We start from the raw sequence: 17,410 nt of genomic DNA on the forward strand, positions 1-17,410 counted from the left end.
TATCATCTGCTATTATTGGTTTAATAGCTTAATCCTATTGTGATATCATGCCACTACTAAGTTGTTAACATTGGTTTTACAATAGTACATACGAAGTGGCCTGGAAGGAGCCGATAAGGGTCAGGCTACGGAAGTGAATGTGGTGAGTTCTCTGAGAAAGAAGGTCGGGGATGAGAATATAGAGACTATGGTTGGCAGCTGGTATCGGTTTGTGGGGTGAGAATAGAGGCAGATGGCAAGCATCTGGGAACAGATGTGGCTATCAGTTATTTTTGTATATGATTAAATAAAATTTCTCAAAAACTTGGTATTGACATTAACAAAATTCATGCGATATCACGAGAAAACCTAAATATTGTTGTGGTTACTTGACAAGAGTAGGGTTTAATGCTATATTAAATAAAAACCGACTGACGGTTTATTTTTGGAGGCGAATATGAAGCAAGAAGAAAAGTCCTTAATTGCAAAAAACAAAATTATTAGAGCAGCTACGAAATTGTTTTCTGAAAAAGGTTATGACGAAACTACGATGCAGGATATTATGCAGCTAAGTGGATTATCAAAAGGGGCTATATACCATTACTTCAGGAGTAAGCAGGAAATCATGGAATTTCTTTCAAATTACGCAAAGGAAATGGTTTCAAATTATCTAAAGGAATTAGTAGATAATCAGGATTTAACCGCAAAACAGAAAATTGAGAAGGTAATAACTTACTTGTCTGTAAATGAAGCTTTACCGGAATTAACGAAAGGCAGATGGGCTGAGAAAATTCCCTTTGCTTTGCTGGATACATTAAGGAACACGTTAAATGTGTTGGCAGAATATATTGCGGCAATCTTGGAACAAGGAAATAAGAATAAGGAATTTAACTGTAAATATCCAAAGGAACTTGCAGGAGTGTTAGTTCTTTTAATTGATGTATGGCTTGATCCGGTAATAGTAAATTCTGATTATCAAGAAATGTGTAATAAAGTGGATTTTATTATGCTGTTATTAGAAAAATTTAATGCGCCAATTTTTAGTGAGGAAAAGTGTTCGGAAATCAAGGAGGTAATACGCCGTTATTATGTTTAAAAAGCGAAGAATATTGTTTGTGAATCTGCCGTTTTCAGGTCATACCAATCCTACATTAGAATTAGCAAAAACTTTTGTATCTTTGGGGCATGAAGTTACTTATGTACATTCTCCGGATTGGAAAAATAAAATAGAAAGAACAGGGGCAGTTTTTGTACCATATGACGGTTATCCTTCTACGTTGACAACTTCCCAAAAAGAAACGAAAAGTTGGGGCGCTGCTTATAAAACAGTACAAAGAATAGGCAAGGGCTTTGACTGCTTGATTTATGAAATGCTGTTTTTGCCAGGCAAGGTTGTAGCCGATCAGCTGGGGATTCCTGCTTTTCGATTATTTTCTACATTTACGCTTAACGAAAAAGTATTACATGATTTTGGAAAAACAGGCGGATGGTATATGACTTTTATATTCCGTTATCCGCTTCTATGCAAAATTGTGTCCCAGGTCTTAAAAAAGAAATTCAACTTGCGTTACGGCAATATAGCAAAAGAAATGACGGATAATGCGCCTAAATTGAATTTTACATATACAGTTAAAGAATTTCAGATTTATTCGGGTGATTTTGACAGTTCACGTTATAAATACGTTGGAGCATCCATTGGCGGTCGGGAAGAAAAGGAATTTGATTTTTCAAAAATAGAAAATCCGATTATATATATTTCGCTTGGAACCCTGCTCAATACTTCTGTAAAATTCTTTCGGAAGTGTCTTGACGCATTTAGAAATCAACCTGTTTCGGTAGTAATGTCTATTGGGAATGTTGTTAAGATGGAGCAGCTTGGGAAGATACCAGATAACTTTTTTGTTTATCCATTTGTGCCGCAACTAGAAATACTGAAAAAGGCATCGCTATTTATTACACATGGTGGCATGAACAGTGTAAATGAAGCACTGTATTATGGAACGCCGATGTTGGTCATTCCTGTTGGTAACGATCAGCCTACGGTTGCCCGACGGATTGAAACACTGCACTTAGGCAAATACATGAAACAAAAAGATATAGATGCTGATTCATTAAGATTATCAGCTATGGAGATTTTAAACAATAACAGCTACAAAGACACATTACGGGAGTTCCAGATCAAGTCACAATCAGCAGGTGGCAACATGGAAATTGCAAGACAGATTTTAGCGGAATTAGATAACGAATGACCTATAGAAAGAGAGGATATTTTTAAAATTTATGAGTGACCCTGTACCTATATCAGCTATGATTTTTATATTAAATTTTTTTCTACTTATTTTTTCGCAACGGAAACAGCGATTTGAAGAAGTTACTTCAAAAAGGATCGCAAATGATATCCCTATGGATATTGCTATGATTTCAGCTCCGGTATTAAACATTACTTTTCAGATACTTTAACCACAGAATTATACATATATACTGGCAGAAATCCCATGTTACCATTTGGTTTACATGGATTTTGAAGGGTGTTTCTTTCATTTGGCAGCAGGATATTTTATAATCGGCTCATCCTATAGGAAACAAATCAGAAAAGGTGGTTGATAATTATGGTAGAATTTGGTGAAAAACTAAAAAGGGCAAGAGAAGAAAAAGGGATGACACAGCAGACCCTGTCTGAGCATCTCTATGTCACCCGGCAGGCCGTGTCACGGTGGGAATGTGGTGCGAGGTATCCAGATCTCCTGACTGCTAAGAAATTATCAGAGGTATTGGAAGCATCTCTGGATGAGCTGCTGTCCGGCGAGGAAATGAAAAAATGTGTGGAGAAAAATCCTATCGTGGAATCGCCCGTTATAGGAAGGGTGCAGTCGGCACTGTATGCTTTTGCAGGAATGGCATATCTGCTTATGAGTGTAGTGGCAATCCGTTTTCTGGCACCGGAACTTACAGGGGCGAATCTACAGATGATGGGATACGGAGTTTCCTATTTATTGGGGTATCTGATGATTACGCTGCTGCTTTTTACCGGACTGACATTTTCCATCCGTGGAAAATTAACGCCTAAAAAGGCAGGAGTGATTGTAGCAGCTTATTTTGGAGCCGCACTGATCTCAAATATTTTTGTACTTATGCAGGCACCCGGTATATGGCCGACAGTGTTTCAAAGCATCCTTTACCTGATCTGCATTGTAATTGTGGCCGGATATTATTTCCGGGTGAGAAGGCTTTCTCCGATACCGGTGTATTGCGTGGCTGCGTATGGCTTTATAAGAAGTGGTATTATGTATTTTCAGATGATGCAGTTAGAAAATGACTTTGCATTTATCGTGAGAATTATATGGCTATTAGCAATTGCGGGGTACATGGGGTTAGTAGCATACCAGGCGTATGCGTTGGAGAAAAAATGGCGGCTGGCTGTGAAATAATCTGAGAGTTTTATCATAATGCTGGAATGGAGTAAGATAACGATAAGACATAGCTTTTTATCACCGTTAGGGCTGCTGATGGGGTCTGTGTGGATTCCGATTGCAGTAATGGCAGCATTCATGGTCATGTGCGGAGGAATAGCGATCCGGTTCTTTGAATGGGAATAGGATATCCTTTTACAAAATGTCCTCAGTTATGTGCACAGAAAAACCCCGCTTCCGCGAGGCTCTTCTGTGCTATAGCTGCTTAACCGCCGAACGTATTGAGAAAACTGTGTAGTAGCATAGAAGAATAGGCATTGTTTGTTTTGTATCTGACGGCCCCCAATAAAATGCCGTAAATGAAGCCCGTTATTACTTTCCAAAATATGATTTGCGGAATGGAGGCTGTATGGTTGAAATATGATACGCGCCAGAGAACCGTATCTACATATCCAATATGCCATAGGGCAAATAAGATTGTTGTGGAGAGATAGGCGAATTTCCTTCCGTGTTTTTCCAACGCCATCCATACGTACCCCCGGAAGATTAATTCCTCAAAAATCGGTGTTATTGCTGCGCCATAGATCAGGAAGAGAATGTCATATAAGGACGTGCTTTGCGTGATAAATGGCGTTGCGGCAAATATTACTATAACCAAAAAAGTGAATATCCAATAGGCCATACTGATCTTTGCTGGAAGTATCCTAAGATCTATTTGTCTCTGCTTACATATTAGTAATATGCAGACGCTGGCTGCTCCCATAAATAGAAGGCTGAATATGGTGTCTGAAATTAGTGTGCGGCTGAAAAATGTAAAAACTGCGGATTTTAGCAATATCCTTAAGAGCTGCAGCAGGGCCAAACCAGTAGAAAGTGAGAGTAGTTTCCTGGACATTTTATGCACCTTCCTTTCACGAAATAATTTTAGTTGAACTGCTTGTAACAGACAGTTTACTCGACTGTGGGATAATAGCAAGTCTATTTCCAGGAAAAAAACTTAAAAAATCTTGAAAAAAAAGCGAAGGATTTTTGGGATTTTTACGACTACCCTTATGAAGCACAAAAATGGTCAGAAAGGAGTGGTCATCGAAATGAGTCAATATGCACTTCAGGCACATTCATTGTCAAAATCCTTCGGTAAAACTGAAATTTTGCACGGCATTGATTTGGCTGTCGGACAGGGAGAGGTTTACGGTCTTATCGGAGAGAATGGCGCAGGCAAAACCACATTATTAAGGCTGCTTAGCGGTTTGATGAAACCCACGGAAGGAACAGTGATTCTTCAAACTAGTAAATCCTTCATTGGATATATGCCGCAGAGCTGCCGATTTGACGATAGTACCACTGTTATTGATACAATCCGCTTTTTTGCAAGATTGAGAAAGGCTGATGCAAAGGCGGGTGTATCGTTGGGTGAGAAACTGAAATTAACTATGGATAAAAAGGTCAGGCATCTGTCACCCGGTCAACAGAAAAAACTTCAAATGGTTATCGCCATGACTGGAGAACCGGACTTATACATTTTGGACGAGCCGACGGCAGGTTTGGACCCAAATGCGGCCTTTGAAATGAAAAGCATCATTAAAGGGATTCAGGATAAGGGAAAAAGCATTATTATTTCTTCTCATATTTTGGGAGATATGGATGAGATATGTACCAATATTGCGATTATGGAACATGGTCAGCTCACATACAATAATGAGATTGAGAGTTTTTATATTATCAGAACCTCTGCAATTCCAATGCCTGTTTTCCAGAAAGTTTCCAGTGATTTTCAGATTGCTCTGGATGAGACTGGTACTATAACCACTGCAAAAATCAAGAGGGAACAGGTCCCGCAGTTGATTTTAGCTTTGACGCTGCAGAAAATTGCCATATATGAAGTCATTGCTTCCAATGTGAAGAACATTGTGCAGGAGCAGCTTCACTTGGGGAGGTGCCAGGATGATTAGCCGTATTTTTACACTTTATGTCAGGGATTTGAAAAAAGCTATGAATTTACGCACATGGCTGATCTGGATAGCCCTGGCCGGAATGGGGGTTTTCTTTTTCTATGCAGCAGGGGGAAAAACAAAACTCATCGAGGACGGTCAGTTAGAATTTATGGCTTTATTCCTGCCCCATATGATTTTTGGATCATGGGCGGTATTATCAGCATATTTTGATTTGATTTCTTCGGATAGAGAGCATAATGTCCTGGATTGTATCATGTGTTCCGGTATTACCAAAGCCAGTATTTTTATATCTAAAGTACTGGTCACAATGGCAATGTCATTGGTTCTGGCGTTTGTATATCTGCTGCCTGTCACTTGTGTTATTATAGGGCTTAGTGGAGATGGCATGCACCTGCTCGTGCTGTTGAAGTATCTGCTCCCGTTGTGGGGATATATCATGGTATATGCAGCTATGGGGGTATTCATTTCCGTAATTGCACGTTCATCGAAAGCAGCACTTATTTGGAGCTTAGCAAGTGGCTTGGTCCTAATGCCCCGTTTCTTTGTTATGTTGGTGGAGGGTATCGGTAAGGCTTTGGGCTGGACAGCCGAAGTAATGGAGAATGTCAGCCTGATTGCCCCTGGTGTAATGATGCAGGCCTTGTCAGAGGTTTCCGACACATCGAAATTTTTACTGGCTGCAGTTGTCTTTGGGGCCAGTATCCTGGCCTTTTTTATAGCGGCATTCCTGATCTTTACGAAACAGGATGAGTATAATTACGGAGAATGAGGAGGGCGTATGTTATGAAAAAAATGATTACCTTTTTGGCGGCAGTCGTTATGGTGATGGCAGCATTAACAGGATGCGGTGGAAATGACGATACAGTTCAAACTTGCATTATATCAAACATGAGTTATACTACAGAGAACGATCTGGAGTCTGCAAGCCAGCCGGACATGCTGGCTGTAGATGAACCCATTTACACGAGTATTCATTTTATTGAAAGCCCGGAAGGAACAGAATATACCGTGAAGTGGTATCTTGACGGAACTGAGATCAAGTCTGAGACGAAAGCCACAGAAGGCGACCTCCAGGACATTGTTATTTATGAGCTGGAAGCAGGGCAGGTAAGCGGGGGAACTTTGAAGGTGGAGGTAATATATAAGGATACCACATTGCTGTCAAAGGAGATTGAAATCCAATGAGGAAAGATATATGAGTTTTTTCAAAGATGAACGGGAGCAAAAATTCATATTGGTGTACCAGGCGTATGTCGATGAAATATACCAGTATGCATATTTGCGAACCGGGATGAGCCATGCCACCGCAGAGGATATTACACAGGAAATCTTCATGGATGCGTATAAAGGATTCTTTGGCTTTAAGGGATTGTGCTCTGAACGGACATGGATTTTCAAAATAGCAAGGAATAAGCTGAATGATTTTTATCGGAAGCAGTACAGCCCTAAGTTTGAAATAATCGAAATGGATGATTATCTGGCAGAACACATGGATGATCCTGCTCAGGATGTTCAGGAGATTTTGGTAAAGTCTTTTGAACGTGAGAAAGTGCGGGATTGCTTGGAAGCATTATCAGAGCAATATCGAATAGTTTTGGTTCTGAAATACATCGATGAGAGAACTGTCAAGGATATTGCTGTAATTGTCGGAAAGTCTCCCAAAGCTGTCGAGAGCATTTTACAGAGGGCAAAGAAGGCTTTCATAAAGAATTATGCTAAGTATGAGGAGGGATTGTGATGACAAAAAATGACGAGTTATTTGAAAAAGCCTTCGATACGCTGAAACAGGAGGGACTGCCTACAGAGCAGCAGAAAGAGGTCATGCTGGATCGGATTTTGATGGAATGTAAGACGGAAAATACTTCTGTTGTCGAAAAGGTAAAGCAACTCATTATTTCCTACCCCTGGAGGTTTGCTTTTACAGCGTCTGCAATACAAGCCGTAGTTTTTACTTTGATTTTTGGAACCCGCTACACAAATCTGTTCCTAAATATCTTCGGAGGATAATGATATGAGACCATTCATAGAAGCGTTAAACCACCCTGCGGAGGCTTTCCAGAAGGGAGAGAACACAGTATCATGGGGATTGGTCATCAGCACGATCCTGATTAATTCGGTTTTTGAACCTGTACTTCGCCATTTTTTTGGCGTCAATGCACCGGACATTGATATACTGAATATGATGAAAATTACAGTGTTCGGAATCATATCTTATGTGGCCATAAGCATTGCATTTTGGATAGTATGTACAATCTTTGGCAGTAAGAAATCGTTGTCAACGCACATAAGAGCGTGGGGAATATCTTTTGCACCTACGGCAATCTGCTCTGTTGTGGTGGCAGTGACAGAGGTGTTCTTCTTTGTGTTCTGGAACAGCACCTTTTGGGGAATGCTTTTGAATATTGTATTTGTAGGAATTCTAATATGGAAAGCCATTCTGTATTTTGTCTATCTGAGGGAATTTGCCGGATTAAAGGGCTGGCGCTGCCTTGGAGCATGTGTTGTAATGGGGGGCATTATTCTGATGATGGCAGCACTTGATGGGTATATAGGCTTAAAGACTCCTATTATCTAAAACAGGGGAGGTGGATCTATGGAAGCGGCACAATGGATTTTTTGTCCTCATTGCGAGCATAAAACCCGCATCAAAATAAGAGAAGATACAGTGCTTGAAAACTTCCCGCTATTTTGCCCTAAGTGCAAAATGGAAACTTTAATTAATGTACGGCAAATGAATATGTATGTTATCAAAGAGCCAGACGCTAAGACGCAGAGCCGATAACCTATGGAGACCACACTCCCAGGTTGTCGGCTCTGTTCCGTTTCGACATGCTCTGCCATATTTTGTCGAAAACTTTTTAAAATTATAGACGGTTCATAACCCATTCATAGGTCGTTCATAACCCGGTAGTTTATAATGGCAGAAAAGAGAAAAACCAGCAGTAACAAGGCATTCTTGTCCTACTGGTTTCACTCCGGTTTTTCCGTTTTGGACATGTCATGCCCTGCAAGAAACTGCTCGGACATACAGTCCACGGTGTTCAGCATGAATTTTCGTTCCTGCGGGCGGCATGACCGGAATTTTCCGATGAGATGCTTTATATCCAGTTCTTCATCAGAAAGTTCCGGGTAGAACAGGGCATCACCTGAAATCCCTAACCGCCTCACGATAGGCCAGAGGATATCAAAGGATGGGTTCATGGTTCCGTTCTCGATTTTCTGGACGGTTTTAATTGCTACATGGCATTGGTCTGCCAGTTCCTGCTGGGTAAGACTGCATGCCTGCCGTGCAGTACGGATGCAGTTACCTAAATGTGTTGCTGTGTTTTTCGGCATAATCGTTCACCTCACCTATATTCTATCGTGCCGATTTGGGTTTTCATATTCCCTAATCGTACCGATAATGTATGCATGATTATACCTTTTTTGATAAAGAGAACAACAATCCAGTTGCTTTGTGGGATTGTGTAGAGGAATAAAAGCCATGCCGCCAGAGTAAGCGGATGGAGAGCCCTGTCGGGAAGCGGATAAAAAAAACGGCTTCTCGCAGCAGGGCTTATTCGTGTTTGCCATCTGTGACCAGCCGATAGGAGGAAGTCATGGGTGGCATTATTTTTGTGAAAGGGTTCTGTCCGGGTGAACCGTTAAAAAAATCCCGGCATGCGAAAGAGCATTTTATACCTATGGATATGCATTATCGGGCATATTAGATAGCTACAATAATACTTATAACGCATATTACTACCATATCTGGAACTATCACGTCAGGAAGCGGCAGGAGCTTTCTGGCGTTTTTCTGTGTCGTTTTCTGACGATTTTTCTCAGTTTTTATTGGAGCCGGGGACCTCCGCACCTGTTAGGTGCCTTCCCCCTGACGTTTGAAACAAAGGTGCAGGATGACATCTATCCGTCCGAGCATCTGGTTCTGCAGGGGAAATCCCATATTTGTGTGATTACCAGCGAATGGCTCTATAATGCCATGCTGAAATTGTCAGTAACACAGAGGGAGGTGATGATCCTGAATTTCTGGTATAGGTACACGGATATTGAGATTGCCGCGCAGTTTGCTGAAAGCATTTGCTGCCATACGAAACTATCACGAAAGGAAACGTTATGAAAGAAAATGAACTTACATACGAGCTGATCTGCGCTGCCGTAAAAGGCGACCGGGAGGCTCTCGATGAAATTCTGATTTACTATGATGATTACATTGACACATTAGCGACGGTGAAGGCTGAGGATGTACAGGGCAATGAGTGCCAGTATGTTGACGGCGACCTAAAGACACGGATTCAGATGAAACTGGTTGATGCGATACCGAAGTGGAGGGGATTAAGAAATGTTGACGACAGATTTATTTGATTTTGCCTATGTGCCGGACTGGTACGGGCAGTTGAAGGAATTAAAAGAAATGGCGCTGCCGGAGCCCTGGCAGTTCAAGAAGCCATCCAAAGAGACGAAGAACCGGGAAACCCCGATCCTGGAGCGGTACTTACATATTATTTTCCGTAAACAATGCATTGAGTTTAATTCAACAGAGGATGCCGGGAAAGCTGCACAGTTCTTCCAGGTGGAGAACGAGAGGGCATGTTTCCACACCGGGCTTTACAACAGCCGCTATAAGGGGATTTACGCTTTCTTTGACCGGAACCACAAGAAGGATTCCATGCTGGACTGGTATTTCCGGGGGTTTTGTGACGAACTGTCACCGTGGCTGAGATACATCCAGCCTCTTCCAAAGAAGCCTTCCTACTACATGGCGCAGAGGAGCGCAGGTTTTAATCCCGACTGGCCGATCCGGGTAAATGTGGAACACATACTGGGGGATGAAGAAAACCTGGAGAGGATTCCAGCAAGAATTCGCAAGGCAAAGAACCTGCCGCTATTGTTTGAAACAGCGGTAGAGCTTGGCAGGAGGCGGGCCGTGGTGGAACCGGGGCTCGTGGTGCCGCAGGGATACCAGGGGAAGATACAGTACCTTCTCCCGGTCTATCTGACGAACATGAAGAGGCCGGACCTTGCCATGACGCTGTCAGTCATGGACGGTTACTACATGGGACATACCTGCCTGACTCTGGAGATGGCCTATTTGAATGCCAGGGTGGTCGCAAGGCCGCTTGCCCCGTGGCTGACCGAGCTTGTGAAATAGGCGTGGAAGAGTAAAGAGATCACAAAAGAAAGAGTTGTAGAAAGAGAAAAACGCCCGACAAAGAAATGCACATGGACTGTGCTTTGTCGGGCGTTGCCACTCTATGGGTGCTGCCACAAAATTCAGGGATTTATTGCATTTCTCGTTCTGAAAGCAGTGGAATTTTTCAGTCAATATAATAATCCTGTCAAAAGACGGCGGGAAAGGAGGTGTTGCAGATCCGTGCGGTTCCGGCCATGCCACACGGAGTAAGGTGACGGCCAACATCCCTGTAAAGGGAAAACAGAAAATACATATATCAAATGCCTGGTTCGCGAGAAGGCAAAGGATATTTCATAAGGCGGTTTTTCTATATTCCGGTTTCCTGTCGGAATATATCGAAAAAAATCGCTGTGGGGTACCCTCTGGTCTTGCTGCGCTTTTTTCAGGCATACGGGCGGATTTGGGTGTATTTCACGCACTCAGGTCCGCCTTTTTCTATGTCCTTTGCCGCCTGCCGTGGGCATCGCAGTCTGTCTGCGAATGACCATGGTGTCCCGTGTCCGGGCGGAAAGGACACGACATGGAAAGAAAAAAAGAAAAGTCCGGGCTTACCTTCCGGCAGTTAAAAGAGATGGTTGGCAGCGGTATGGGGCATAGGCCCCCGACCGCAAGGCAGCTGAAGGATTCCGGGGAGGAGCCCGTGGCTGTCCGCGAGATCGGGCCGGATGGGAGCCTAAGCGTGTATCCAAACGGTTACGCTGTTTATTCCAATGGCAGCGGAACCACGGTGGTCAGTATTGGAGAATGCGGCGAATATACATACCGCTTCCATGACGGGGAGGATGGTCTGCCCACAGAAAGCCGGCTCCTTCTGGATGGGGATGACTGGAGTGTTGCTGTGGCACTCAAAGGCGAGGAGCAGATCGAGGCAAACCTTATGAACCGGAAAGGCGACCGGAAGGGCAGCCGGCAATATGAGGAGGACTGGGAGCATATCCGGGTGGAAGAGGAAATGCCGGATGTGCTGGAGGCGGTTATCCAAAAGGACATGCTGTCTGAACTGATGGACTGCCTGACTGACCGGCAGCGGGAGGTTATCACAGCATACTTTTTTGATGAGCTCACGCAGCAGCAGATTGCGGACAAGCTGGGAGTCGGTCGAAGAACAGTAACCACTATGATTGAGCGTTCTTTAGAAAAACTCAGAAAAAATATAAAAAATTTGTGAAGGGTGTCTCCTAAACCCTTTCTCCCACGACAACAGGTGGAGGGGTTCATAAAAAACTCTTTCCCGGAGGCATTGCCGCCGGAAACAGATTTGACTGGAAGGAGGATAAGTCAATGGATGCAGCAAAGAGATTCACGATGGACATCGGCACCAGGGACATGGGCAGGCCCATCTGTGACGTACACAAGCGGGGAATCCGCAGCCGGGTTCTGGATGCGCTCTTTGGCAGAAAGAACCGTGTGCTGATCATCATGCCCAGCGGGTGTGTGGACAGCGTTTCATTCCGCCCTGTGGAGGCACCTGCGGAGGAGGACGCGGATGGGAGTTAAGGTTACGGAAAGCACAGCAAAGACCATTTATGTCTGCTCCCCGTATAAGGCAGTTTCCCTTAAGGAAGCGGACCGGGAGTGGGAGAGGAAGGAGAATGTGAAGCGGACAAAGCTGGCCTGCCGGATTTTGGTGAAGTTGGGATACCTGCCCCTCGCACCCCATCTGTATTTCACCCGGTTCCTTGAGGATAGTGATGAGAAGGAACGGGAGGAAGGCATCACGCTTGGGATGCGGTGGCTGGAGATTTCAGATGAACTGTGGGTATTCGGAGAGCGGATTTCTGACGGCATGAGCCGGGAAATCAGCTATGCCAGGGAGCTTGGCATCCCGGTACGGTGCCTGCCGGAACCGGGCAGGCTAGTCGGGTGCATCGTGAATGCATGGAAACAGAGACAGGAAGGACACATGGAGGGCTGCCGGGAGCAGGGTGGCCGGGATCAGAAAGAAAGTGAGGACACGAAGAATGAGTAAAAAGGACAGGAAAAAAGAGGCAGTTATTTTGAGAGTAAGAAATCTGCACATCCATCTGGACGAACACATGGAGACTACAAACCACTTTGAAAAGGAAGATACACCGTGCTGCTGTGGATGCCAGGGCGGGAGCTGCGGCTGCTGCGAGGGGGATGTGGAGATTGATCTGGATGAGCTGGCTGCGGAGATCGCCGGGGAGACCGGGATTGAGGATGGCATTGTGAAAAAAGTGCTGGCAGCAGAGGAATGCATCCTGGAGAAGATGGGCGTTGTTGAGGTTGTGGAAGAAGAGACCACAGAAGAAGAGGATGACGCGCAGGAAGGCCATACAGCGGAGGATAGTCATTCAGAACAGGAGTCTCACAAGCCGGAAAGCAATGCGGCTGATTTTCTGGAGAACGAGTTCCCGGAAATGTTGGGACAGCTTTTAGGCGGGGCTATCCTCATGGGGATTATGGAGTCTGTGCTGCCGGAAGGAATGCGTCCGGGAAAGAAATCTGAGACAGGAGGGACAGGCCATGGCAAAGACCGCAGGTAAGGGTATCCAGACAGCCGTAGTAAATCCGGAAAAGATCGTGAAGGGCATGACGACCATCTTCCAGGGATTCTCCATCATGTTTGACGGCATGGCGGAGCAGATGCAGCAGATGGAAGGGCTGGCAGAGCAGATGGCGGCCGGACAGCAGGCTCCTGCAGTACCCGCAAAGAATGAACCAGACACACAGGAAGAGAAGGAGGCCGCAAAAGCCGGGGATTCCGGGGAGGACCTTCCGTTTGATACAGCGCCGGAAGATAAAAAAGCCGCAGCCACGATTACCACGGATGATCTTTTAAAGATTGCGGCACAGAAGATCACTGCCAACCGGAAGAACAGCCCGAAGATCAAGGCGCTGCTTACCTCGTATGGCTGCGGGGCGGTCAGTGAACTTCCGGAGGACAAGCGTGAGGCGTTCTTAAATGACCTCGCCCAGCTGTGATGGGGGATGCCTATGGGAGCACACGCATTATTATCCGCATCCAGTTCCAAGCGGTGGCTGAACTGCCCGCCGTCCGCACGTCTGGAGGAGAACTTCCCGAATGAGAGTTCCCCCTATGCAGAAGAAGGGACATGGGCGCATGAACTGTGTGAGTACAAGGTAAAAAAGTACCTCCACCGCCGGATGAAGCGCCCGCAGTCTGAGTATCTGACCGAGGAGATTGAAACTATCACGGACATTTATGCGGAGTTTGTGGTTTCCACCATAGAGGAACTGAAGGCACAGGGGCTTTCCGTGCTGGCACTGGTAGAAGAAAAGCTGGATTACAGCCATATTGTGCCGAGTGGTTTTGGCACCGGGGATATGGTGATCCTGGCTCCCGGACTGCTCCATGTATGTGATTTCAAGACGGGCTCCGGTGTGTTTGTAGATGCAGACCACAACACACAGATGATGCTGTATGCACTTGGCGCACTGCACGCCTATGATTATCTTTTTGATATCCATACTGTTTCCATGACCATCATCCAGCCGCGGCTTGAGAATATCAGTACGTTTACCTGTACGAAACAGGAACTTCTGGATTGGGCTGAGAGCATCCGGCCGGTGGCGAAGATGGCATTTGAGGGGAAAGGCGAACAGAAACCGGGTGACTGGTGTAAGTTCTGCCGAGCAAAGGCCATGTGCCGCGCAAGGGCAGAGGAAGCACTGGCGCTTGCACGGGAGGAATTCCTGGATCTGGACAACGGGGCACTGGCGGACGGGGTGGAGCTGACCGATGCCACAGCACCGTACAGCCCGGATACGGATGCACCGATCTTCAAATCCCCGGCCCTGATCTCCCAGCAGGAGATTGAAGCGATCCTTCCGACACTGAACCGCATTTCCGAGTGGATCTCCGCTGTGTTTGCTTATGCATCCAACGAGGCCATCAACCACGGTGTTGTCTGGGCTGGCTATAAAGTGGTGGAGGGCAGGAGCAAGCGGCAGTTCACAGACACGAAAAAGGTGGTGGACGCCGCGGCAAAAGAAGGCTTTACCGATGTGTACAAACAGGAGCTCATCACGCTCACGGAGTTTGAGAAGATGATGGGCAGGAAGCGGTTCGCACAGATACTCGGTGAATTCGTGGTCAAGCCGCCTGGCAAGCTGGCACTGGTGCCGGAATCAGACCCGCGCCCGGCAGTGGATTTAAACGGGACTGCCGGGGATGAATTTAAAGTACTGGATCAGTGATCCAGATAAAAAATGAAATATAGGAGGACAACGACTATGGCAACTAATACAAACCCTACGAAAGTGATCATTCCCTGCCGGATTTCCTTTGCAAACATCTGGGAACCGAAGGCAATCAATGGAGGCGATGAGAAATATTCCGTTTCCTGTGTCATTCCAAAGAGTGACAGGAAAACCCTGGCCCTTATCCAGAAAGCGGTGGAGGCAGCAAAAGAGGATGGCAAGACCCGCAAATGGAGCGGGAAGATCCCGCCGAACCTGAAACTGCCCCTGCGTGACGGGGACATTGACCGGCCGGATGACGAGACCTACCAGGACTGTATGTTCGTCAATGCGACCAGCAAAGACGCCCCCGGCATTGTTGACCGCAGGGTACAGCCGGTAACGGACCCGATGATGGTTTATTCCGGATGCTACTGCAATGTCAGTGTTAATTTCTATCCGTTCAATGCCAACGGTAACCGCGGCGTGGCGGCAGGGCTTTCCAACATCCAGTTCGTGAAGGACGGCGAGCGTCTGTCCGGCAGGGCATCTGCGGAAAGTGAGTTTGATGCGCTGGAAACAGAAGAGGAAGATGTACTGGGTGAAGACATGCCGGATTTCCTGAAATAAGGGAAACACAGCAATAAAATGATGGGAGCCGGGAAGGAGGATGGTGCCTCCTCCCGGAGCTCCCAATGAACGGGGTGATGGACGTGAATGAAATTGATACCAGGAGCAGGGCACCCGACATTCCAAGGGTGCTCTCCATTGACCTGGAAACCTACAGCAGCACAGACCTTTCCAAATGCGGCGTGTACCGGTATGTGGAAGCGGATGATTTTGAGATCCTGTTGCTGGCTTATGCCTTTGATGAAGAGAAAGTACGGATCATAGACATGGCCTGCGGAGAAGAGGTGCCGCGGGAGATATGGGAGGCGATTGACGATCCGGGCATTATCAAGGCGGCGTGGAACGCACAGTTTGAGCGTACCTGCATCGGTCACTATCTGGGGCGGGTACTCTCTCCGGACAGCTGGCAGTGTTCCATGATACACGCGGCATCGCTTTCCCTTCCGCTTGCACTGAGGAACGCGGCACTGGTGCTAAAGACCGGGGAGCAGAAAGACCGGGCGGGGGAAAATTTAATCAAATACTTTTCCGTTCCGTGCAAGCCAACGAAATCAAATGGCGGGCGCACACGGAACCTCCCGGAACATGACCCGGAGGGGTGGCAGAGGTTTAAAAGTTACTGCCTGCAGGATGTCCGGACGGAACGGGATATCCGTCTCCGGCTGTCGGCATTCCCGATGCCGGATGCGGAGTGGGGCTACTACCATATGGACCAGCGCATCAACGACCGGGGAGTCGGGATTGACACGGTGCTGGTGCAGCAGGCGATAGCCTGTGACCTGATGCTGTCTGATGAAATGACAAAGAGAGCCTATGAACTGACCGGGCTGGAGAACCCAAACAGCGTCAGCCAGCTGAAGCAGTGGCTGGACGGGAAAGGCATTCCCATGGAGAGCCTTGGAAAGAAAGAGGTGGCCGCCATGATCAGGGAACTGGATAAGAACGGGTGCGACCAGGAAGCGCTGGATATGCTGAAGCTCCGGCTGCAGATGGCGAAAAGTTCTGTGAAGAAATACCAGGCAGCGGAACGGTATGTCAACCAGGACGGCAGGGCAAGGGGACTGTTCCAGTTCTACGGTGCCAACCGCACGGGGCGGTTTTCTGGCAGGGGGATTCAATTGCAGAATCTTCCCCAGAACCACATCTCCACACTGGATGAAGCGAGGAAACTAGTGAAGCTGGGATGTTTTGAAGCGGTGGAGATGCTCTATGGCAATACGCCGGATGTGCTGTCCCAGCTGATCCGCACCATGCTGGTTCCAAAGGAAGGCTGTGAGTTTATTGTTGCGGACTTTTCTGCGATTGAGGCGAGGGTGCTTGCATGGGAAGCGGGGGAGCAGTGGAGGCTGGATGCGTTTGAAAAGGGGGCAGATATTTACTGTGCATCGGCATCGCAGATGTTTGGCGTACCAGTCGTAAAGCATGGCGTAAACGGGGAACTCCGGCAGAAAGGGAAGGTGGCTGAACTCGCGTGTGGCTATGGCGGCTCCGTGGGCGCACTGATTTCCATGGGCGCATTGGAGATGGGGCTGAAAGAATCAGAGCTGCCGGATCTGATCCAGAACTGGCGGGAGGCAAACCCGAAGATTGTGCAGTACTGGTGGGATGTGGAGAAGGCGGCGGTGGAGACAGTCAAAACACATGAGGAACACCAGATTAAGAGAATCCGTTTCCAGTATTATTCCGGCACTCTCTGGATGGTGCTGCCATCAGGCAGGAAACTGGCATATCTCCAGCCAAAGCTGCAGCCGAACCGGTTCGGCCGGATGAGCCTGACTTTCTGCGGGACAGGGGCAAATAACAAGTGGCAGAGGCAGGAGACGTACTCTGGAAAGATCGTGGAAAATGCGACACAGGCAATCGCCAGGGATATCCTGACGGAAGCGATGTGGCGGCTTGAGAAAGCCGGGTTTGAGATCGTGGGCCATGTGCATGACGAAGTCATTATTGAAGCGCCTATCGGAAAATACACACCGGAAGATATCTGTAAGGTCATGGCGGCAAATCCCCGCTGGTGCATGGACTTACCGTTGGCGGCAGCCGGCTATCGTGGCGGTTACTATTTTAAGGATTGAGGTGGC

General features: G+C 46.7%; 24 protein-coding genes. 22 read left to right on the forward strand and 2 right to left on the reverse strand.

Features of this window, described 5'->3' with window-relative positions; translation table 11 throughout:
* The first annotated feature begins 436 nt into the window (after window positions 1-436).
* From NFS18_RS08990 to NFS18_RS09005, 4 genes are all read left to right on the forward strand, one after another.
* Window positions 437-1,075, forward strand: a complete 639-nt coding sequence (locus NFS18_RS08990) for a TetR/AcrR family transcriptional regulator (protein ID WP_251389724.1) — start codon at window positions 437-439, stop codon at window positions 1,073-1,075.
* A 19-nt stretch (window positions 1,076-1,094) separates the two neighbouring features.
* Window positions 1,095-2,228 carry a macrolide family glycosyltransferase gene (locus NFS18_RS08995; RefSeq protein WP_251389725.1) on the forward strand — a complete coding sequence of 378 codons (1,134 nt, stop codon included), beginning with the start codon at window positions 1,095-1,097 and terminating at the stop codon, window positions 2,226-2,228.
* Window positions 2,229-2,588: 360 nt separating this feature from the next.
* Window positions 2,589-3,407, forward strand: a complete 819-nt coding sequence (locus tag NFS18_RS09000; protein WP_251389726.1) for a helix-turn-helix domain-containing protein — start codon at window positions 2,589-2,591, stop codon at window positions 3,405-3,407.
* Between the two features lie 18 nt (window positions 3,408-3,425).
* Window positions 3,426-3,575 carry a hypothetical protein gene (locus NFS18_RS09005; RefSeq protein ID WP_251389727.1) on the forward strand — a complete coding sequence of 50 codons (150 nt, stop codon included), beginning with the start codon at window positions 3,426-3,428 and terminating at the stop codon, window positions 3,573-3,575.
* Between the two features lie 79 nt (window positions 3,576-3,654).
* Here NFS18_RS09005 and NFS18_RS09010 read toward each other — a convergent pair whose 3' ends face one another.
* Window positions 3,655-4,284, reverse strand: a complete 630-nt coding sequence (locus tag NFS18_RS09010) for a CPBP family intramembrane glutamic endopeptidase (protein WP_251389728.1) — start codon at window positions 4,282-4,284, stop codon at window positions 3,655-3,657.
* Between the two features lie 196 nt (window positions 4,285-4,480).
* Between NFS18_RS09010 and NFS18_RS09015 the strand changes: the two genes are divergently transcribed.
* From NFS18_RS09015 to NFS18_RS09045, 7 genes are read left to right on the forward strand one after another with little or no spacing between them, the layout of a single operon-like run.
* Entirely contained in the window at window positions 4,481-5,341 is an 861-nt protein-coding gene (locus NFS18_RS09015) for an ABC transporter ATP-binding protein (RefSeq protein ID WP_251389729.1), read from the forward strand.
* The gene (locus NFS18_RS09020) at window positions 5,334-6,113 is read left to right on the forward strand and encodes an ABC transporter permease (protein ID WP_251389730.1); all 780 of its coding nucleotides are present in this window, start codon (window positions 5,334-5,336) and stop codon (window positions 6,111-6,113) included. Before NFS18_RS09015 ends, NFS18_RS09020 begins: the two co-directional genes overlap by 8 nt.
* A 14-nt stretch (window positions 6,114-6,127) precedes the next feature.
* A complete protein-coding gene (locus NFS18_RS09025) occupies window positions 6,128-6,529 on the forward strand; it encodes a hypothetical protein (RefSeq protein WP_251389731.1) in 402 nt (133 codons plus the stop codon).
* Between the two features lie 10 nt (window positions 6,530-6,539).
* A complete protein-coding gene (locus tag NFS18_RS09030) occupies window positions 6,540-7,082 on the forward strand; it encodes an RNA polymerase sigma factor (protein ID WP_251389732.1) in 543 nt (180 codons plus the stop codon).
* Window positions 7,082-7,351 (forward strand): hypothetical protein, encoded by a 270-nt coding sequence (locus tag NFS18_RS09035; RefSeq protein ID WP_251389733.1) that lies wholly within the window; start codon window positions 7,082-7,084, stop codon window positions 7,349-7,351. The genes NFS18_RS09030 and NFS18_RS09035 overlap by 1 nt, the downstream gene beginning before the upstream one ends.
* A gap of 4 nt (window positions 7,352-7,355) precedes the next feature.
* Complete coding sequence (locus NFS18_RS09040) at window positions 7,356-7,919, forward strand: YIP1 family protein (RefSeq protein WP_251389734.1); 564 nt, start codon at window positions 7,356-7,358, stop codon at window positions 7,917-7,919.
* Window positions 7,920-7,937: 18 nt separating this feature from the next.
* The gene (locus tag NFS18_RS09045) at window positions 7,938-8,126 is read left to right on the forward strand and encodes a cysteine-rich KTR domain-containing protein (protein ID WP_251389735.1); all 189 of its coding nucleotides are present in this window, start codon (window positions 7,938-7,940) and stop codon (window positions 8,124-8,126) included.
* Between the two features lie 188 nt (window positions 8,127-8,314).
* Here the strand turns inward: NFS18_RS09045 and NFS18_RS09050 are convergent, their stop codons facing one another.
* A complete protein-coding gene (locus NFS18_RS09050; RefSeq protein ID WP_251389736.1) occupies window positions 8,315-8,680 on the reverse strand; it encodes a helix-turn-helix transcriptional regulator in 366 nt (121 codons plus the stop codon).
* Between the two features lie 553 nt (window positions 8,681-9,233).
* Between NFS18_RS09050 and NFS18_RS09055 the strand changes: the two genes are divergently transcribed.
* The 11 genes from NFS18_RS09055 (at window position 9,234) to NFS18_RS09105 (ending at window position 17,404) form a co-directional block, all read left to right on the forward strand.
* A complete protein-coding gene (locus tag NFS18_RS09055) occupies window positions 9,234-9,461 on the forward strand; it encodes a sigma-70 RNA polymerase sigma factor region 4 domain-containing protein (RefSeq protein ID WP_251389737.1) in 228 nt (75 codons plus the stop codon).
* A complete protein-coding gene (locus NFS18_RS09060; RefSeq protein ID WP_251389738.1) occupies window positions 9,458-9,706 on the forward strand; it encodes a helix-turn-helix domain-containing protein in 249 nt (82 codons plus the stop codon). Before NFS18_RS09055 ends, NFS18_RS09060 begins: the two co-directional genes overlap by 4 nt.
* Entirely contained in the window at window positions 9,684-10,493 is an 810-nt protein-coding gene (locus NFS18_RS09065) for a DUF3825 domain-containing protein (protein WP_251389739.1), read from the forward strand. The genes NFS18_RS09060 and NFS18_RS09065 overlap by 23 nt, the downstream gene beginning before the upstream one ends.
* A 562-nt stretch (window positions 10,494-11,055) precedes the next feature.
* Window positions 11,056-11,703 carry a sigma-70 family RNA polymerase sigma factor gene (locus NFS18_RS09070; protein ID WP_251389740.1) on the forward strand — a complete coding sequence of 216 codons (648 nt, stop codon included), beginning with the start codon at window positions 11,056-11,058 and terminating at the stop codon, window positions 11,701-11,703.
* A gap of 113 nt (window positions 11,704-11,816) precedes the next feature.
* A complete protein-coding gene (locus NFS18_RS09075) occupies window positions 11,817-12,032 on the forward strand; it encodes a hypothetical protein (RefSeq protein WP_251389741.1) in 216 nt (71 codons plus the stop codon).
* Complete coding sequence (locus tag NFS18_RS09080; protein WP_251389742.1) at window positions 12,022-12,504, forward strand: DUF7768 domain-containing protein; 483 nt, start codon at window positions 12,022-12,024, stop codon at window positions 12,502-12,504. The genes NFS18_RS09075 and NFS18_RS09080 overlap by 11 nt, the downstream gene beginning before the upstream one ends.
* Complete coding sequence (locus tag NFS18_RS09085; RefSeq protein ID WP_251389743.1) at window positions 12,497-13,042, forward strand: hypothetical protein; 546 nt, start codon at window positions 12,497-12,499, stop codon at window positions 13,040-13,042. Before NFS18_RS09080 ends, NFS18_RS09085 begins: the two co-directional genes overlap by 8 nt.
* Window positions 13,023-13,481, forward strand: a complete 459-nt coding sequence (locus tag NFS18_RS09090; RefSeq protein ID WP_251389744.1) for a hypothetical protein — start codon at window positions 13,023-13,025, stop codon at window positions 13,479-13,481. The genes NFS18_RS09085 and NFS18_RS09090 overlap by 20 nt, the downstream gene beginning before the upstream one ends.
* A gap of 12 nt (window positions 13,482-13,493) precedes the next feature.
* Window positions 13,494-14,717, forward strand: a complete 1,224-nt coding sequence (locus NFS18_RS09095) for a DUF2800 domain-containing protein (RefSeq protein ID WP_251389745.1) — start codon at window positions 13,494-13,496, stop codon at window positions 14,715-14,717.
* A gap of 36 nt (window positions 14,718-14,753) precedes the next feature.
* Window positions 14,754-15,329 carry a DUF2815 family protein gene (locus NFS18_RS09100; protein ID WP_251389746.1) on the forward strand — a complete coding sequence of 192 codons (576 nt, stop codon included), beginning with the start codon at window positions 14,754-14,756 and terminating at the stop codon, window positions 15,327-15,329.
* Window positions 15,330-15,394: 65 nt separating this feature from the next.
* Complete coding sequence (locus tag NFS18_RS09105) at window positions 15,395-17,404, forward strand: DNA polymerase (RefSeq protein ID WP_251389747.1); 2,010 nt, start codon at window positions 15,395-15,397, stop codon at window positions 17,402-17,404.
* The last annotated feature ends 6 nt before the right edge of the window (window positions 17,405-17,410 follow it).

Origin of the sequence: Mediterraneibacter agrestimuris (assembly GCF_943193195.1) — a bacterium.
In the GTDB taxonomy this organism is placed as follows: Bacteria; Bacillota; Clostridia; order Lachnospirales; family Lachnospiraceae; genus Schaedlerella; species Schaedlerella agrestimuris.

Coding starts and splice junctions, on each gene's coding strand:
- NFS18_RS08990 (WP_251389724.1), top strand. CDS start 437: ATGAAGCAAGAAGAAAAGTCCTTAATTGCAAAAAACAAAATTATTAGA.
- NFS18_RS09000 (WP_251389726.1), top strand. CDS start 2,589: ATGGTAGAATTTGGTGAAAAACTAAAAAGGGCAAGAGAAGAAAAAGGG.
- NFS18_RS09005 (WP_251389727.1), top strand. CDS start 3,426: ATGCTGGAATGGAGTAAGATAACGATAAGACATAGCTTTTTATCACCG.
- NFS18_RS09010 (WP_251389728.1), bottom strand. CDS start 4,284: ATGTCCAGGAAACTACTCTCACTTTCTACTGGTTTGGCCCTGCTGCAG.
- NFS18_RS09015 (WP_251389729.1), top strand. CDS start 4,481: ATGAGTCAATATGCACTTCAGGCACATTCATTGTCAAAATCCTTCGGT.
- NFS18_RS09020 (WP_251389730.1), top strand. CDS start 5,334: ATGATTAGCCGTATTTTTACACTTTATGTCAGGGATTTGAAAAAAGCT.
- NFS18_RS09025 (WP_251389731.1), top strand. CDS start 6,128: ATGAAAAAAATGATTACCTTTTTGGCGGCAGTCGTTATGGTGATGGCA.
- NFS18_RS09030 (WP_251389732.1), top strand. CDS start 6,540: ATGAGTTTTTTCAAAGATGAACGGGAGCAAAAATTCATATTGGTGTAC.
- NFS18_RS09035 (WP_251389733.1), top strand. CDS start 7,082: ATGACAAAAAATGACGAGTTATTTGAAAAAGCCTTCGATACGCTGAAA.
- NFS18_RS09040 (WP_251389734.1), top strand. CDS start 7,356: ATGAGACCATTCATAGAAGCGTTAAACCACCCTGCGGAGGCTTTCCAG.
- NFS18_RS09045 (WP_251389735.1), top strand. CDS start 7,938: ATGGAAGCGGCACAATGGATTTTTTGTCCTCATTGCGAGCATAAAACC.
- NFS18_RS09050 (WP_251389736.1), bottom strand. CDS start 8,680: ATGCCGAAAAACACAGCAACACATTTAGGTAACTGCATCCGTACTGCA.
- NFS18_RS09060 (WP_251389738.1), top strand. CDS start 9,458: ATGAAAGAAAATGAACTTACATACGAGCTGATCTGCGCTGCCGTAAAA.
- NFS18_RS09065 (WP_251389739.1), top strand. CDS start 9,684: ATGTTGACGACAGATTTATTTGATTTTGCCTATGTGCCGGACTGGTAC.
- NFS18_RS09070 (WP_251389740.1), top strand. CDS start 11,056: ATGGAAAGAAAAAAAGAAAAGTCCGGGCTTACCTTCCGGCAGTTAAAA.
- NFS18_RS09075 (WP_251389741.1), top strand. CDS start 11,817: ATGGATGCAGCAAAGAGATTCACGATGGACATCGGCACCAGGGACATG.
- NFS18_RS09080 (WP_251389742.1), top strand. CDS start 12,022: ATGGGAGTTAAGGTTACGGAAAGCACAGCAAAGACCATTTATGTCTGC.
- NFS18_RS09085 (WP_251389743.1), top strand. CDS start 12,497: ATGAGTAAAAAGGACAGGAAAAAAGAGGCAGTTATTTTGAGAGTAAGA.
- NFS18_RS09090 (WP_251389744.1), top strand. CDS start 13,023: ATGGCAAAGACCGCAGGTAAGGGTATCCAGACAGCCGTAGTAAATCCG.
- NFS18_RS09095 (WP_251389745.1), top strand. CDS start 13,494: ATGGGAGCACACGCATTATTATCCGCATCCAGTTCCAAGCGGTGGCTG.
- NFS18_RS09100 (WP_251389746.1), top strand. CDS start 14,754: ATGGCAACTAATACAAACCCTACGAAAGTGATCATTCCCTGCCGGATT.
- NFS18_RS09105 (WP_251389747.1), top strand. CDS start 15,395: ATGAACGGGGTGATGGACGTGAATGAAATTGATACCAGGAGCAGGGCA.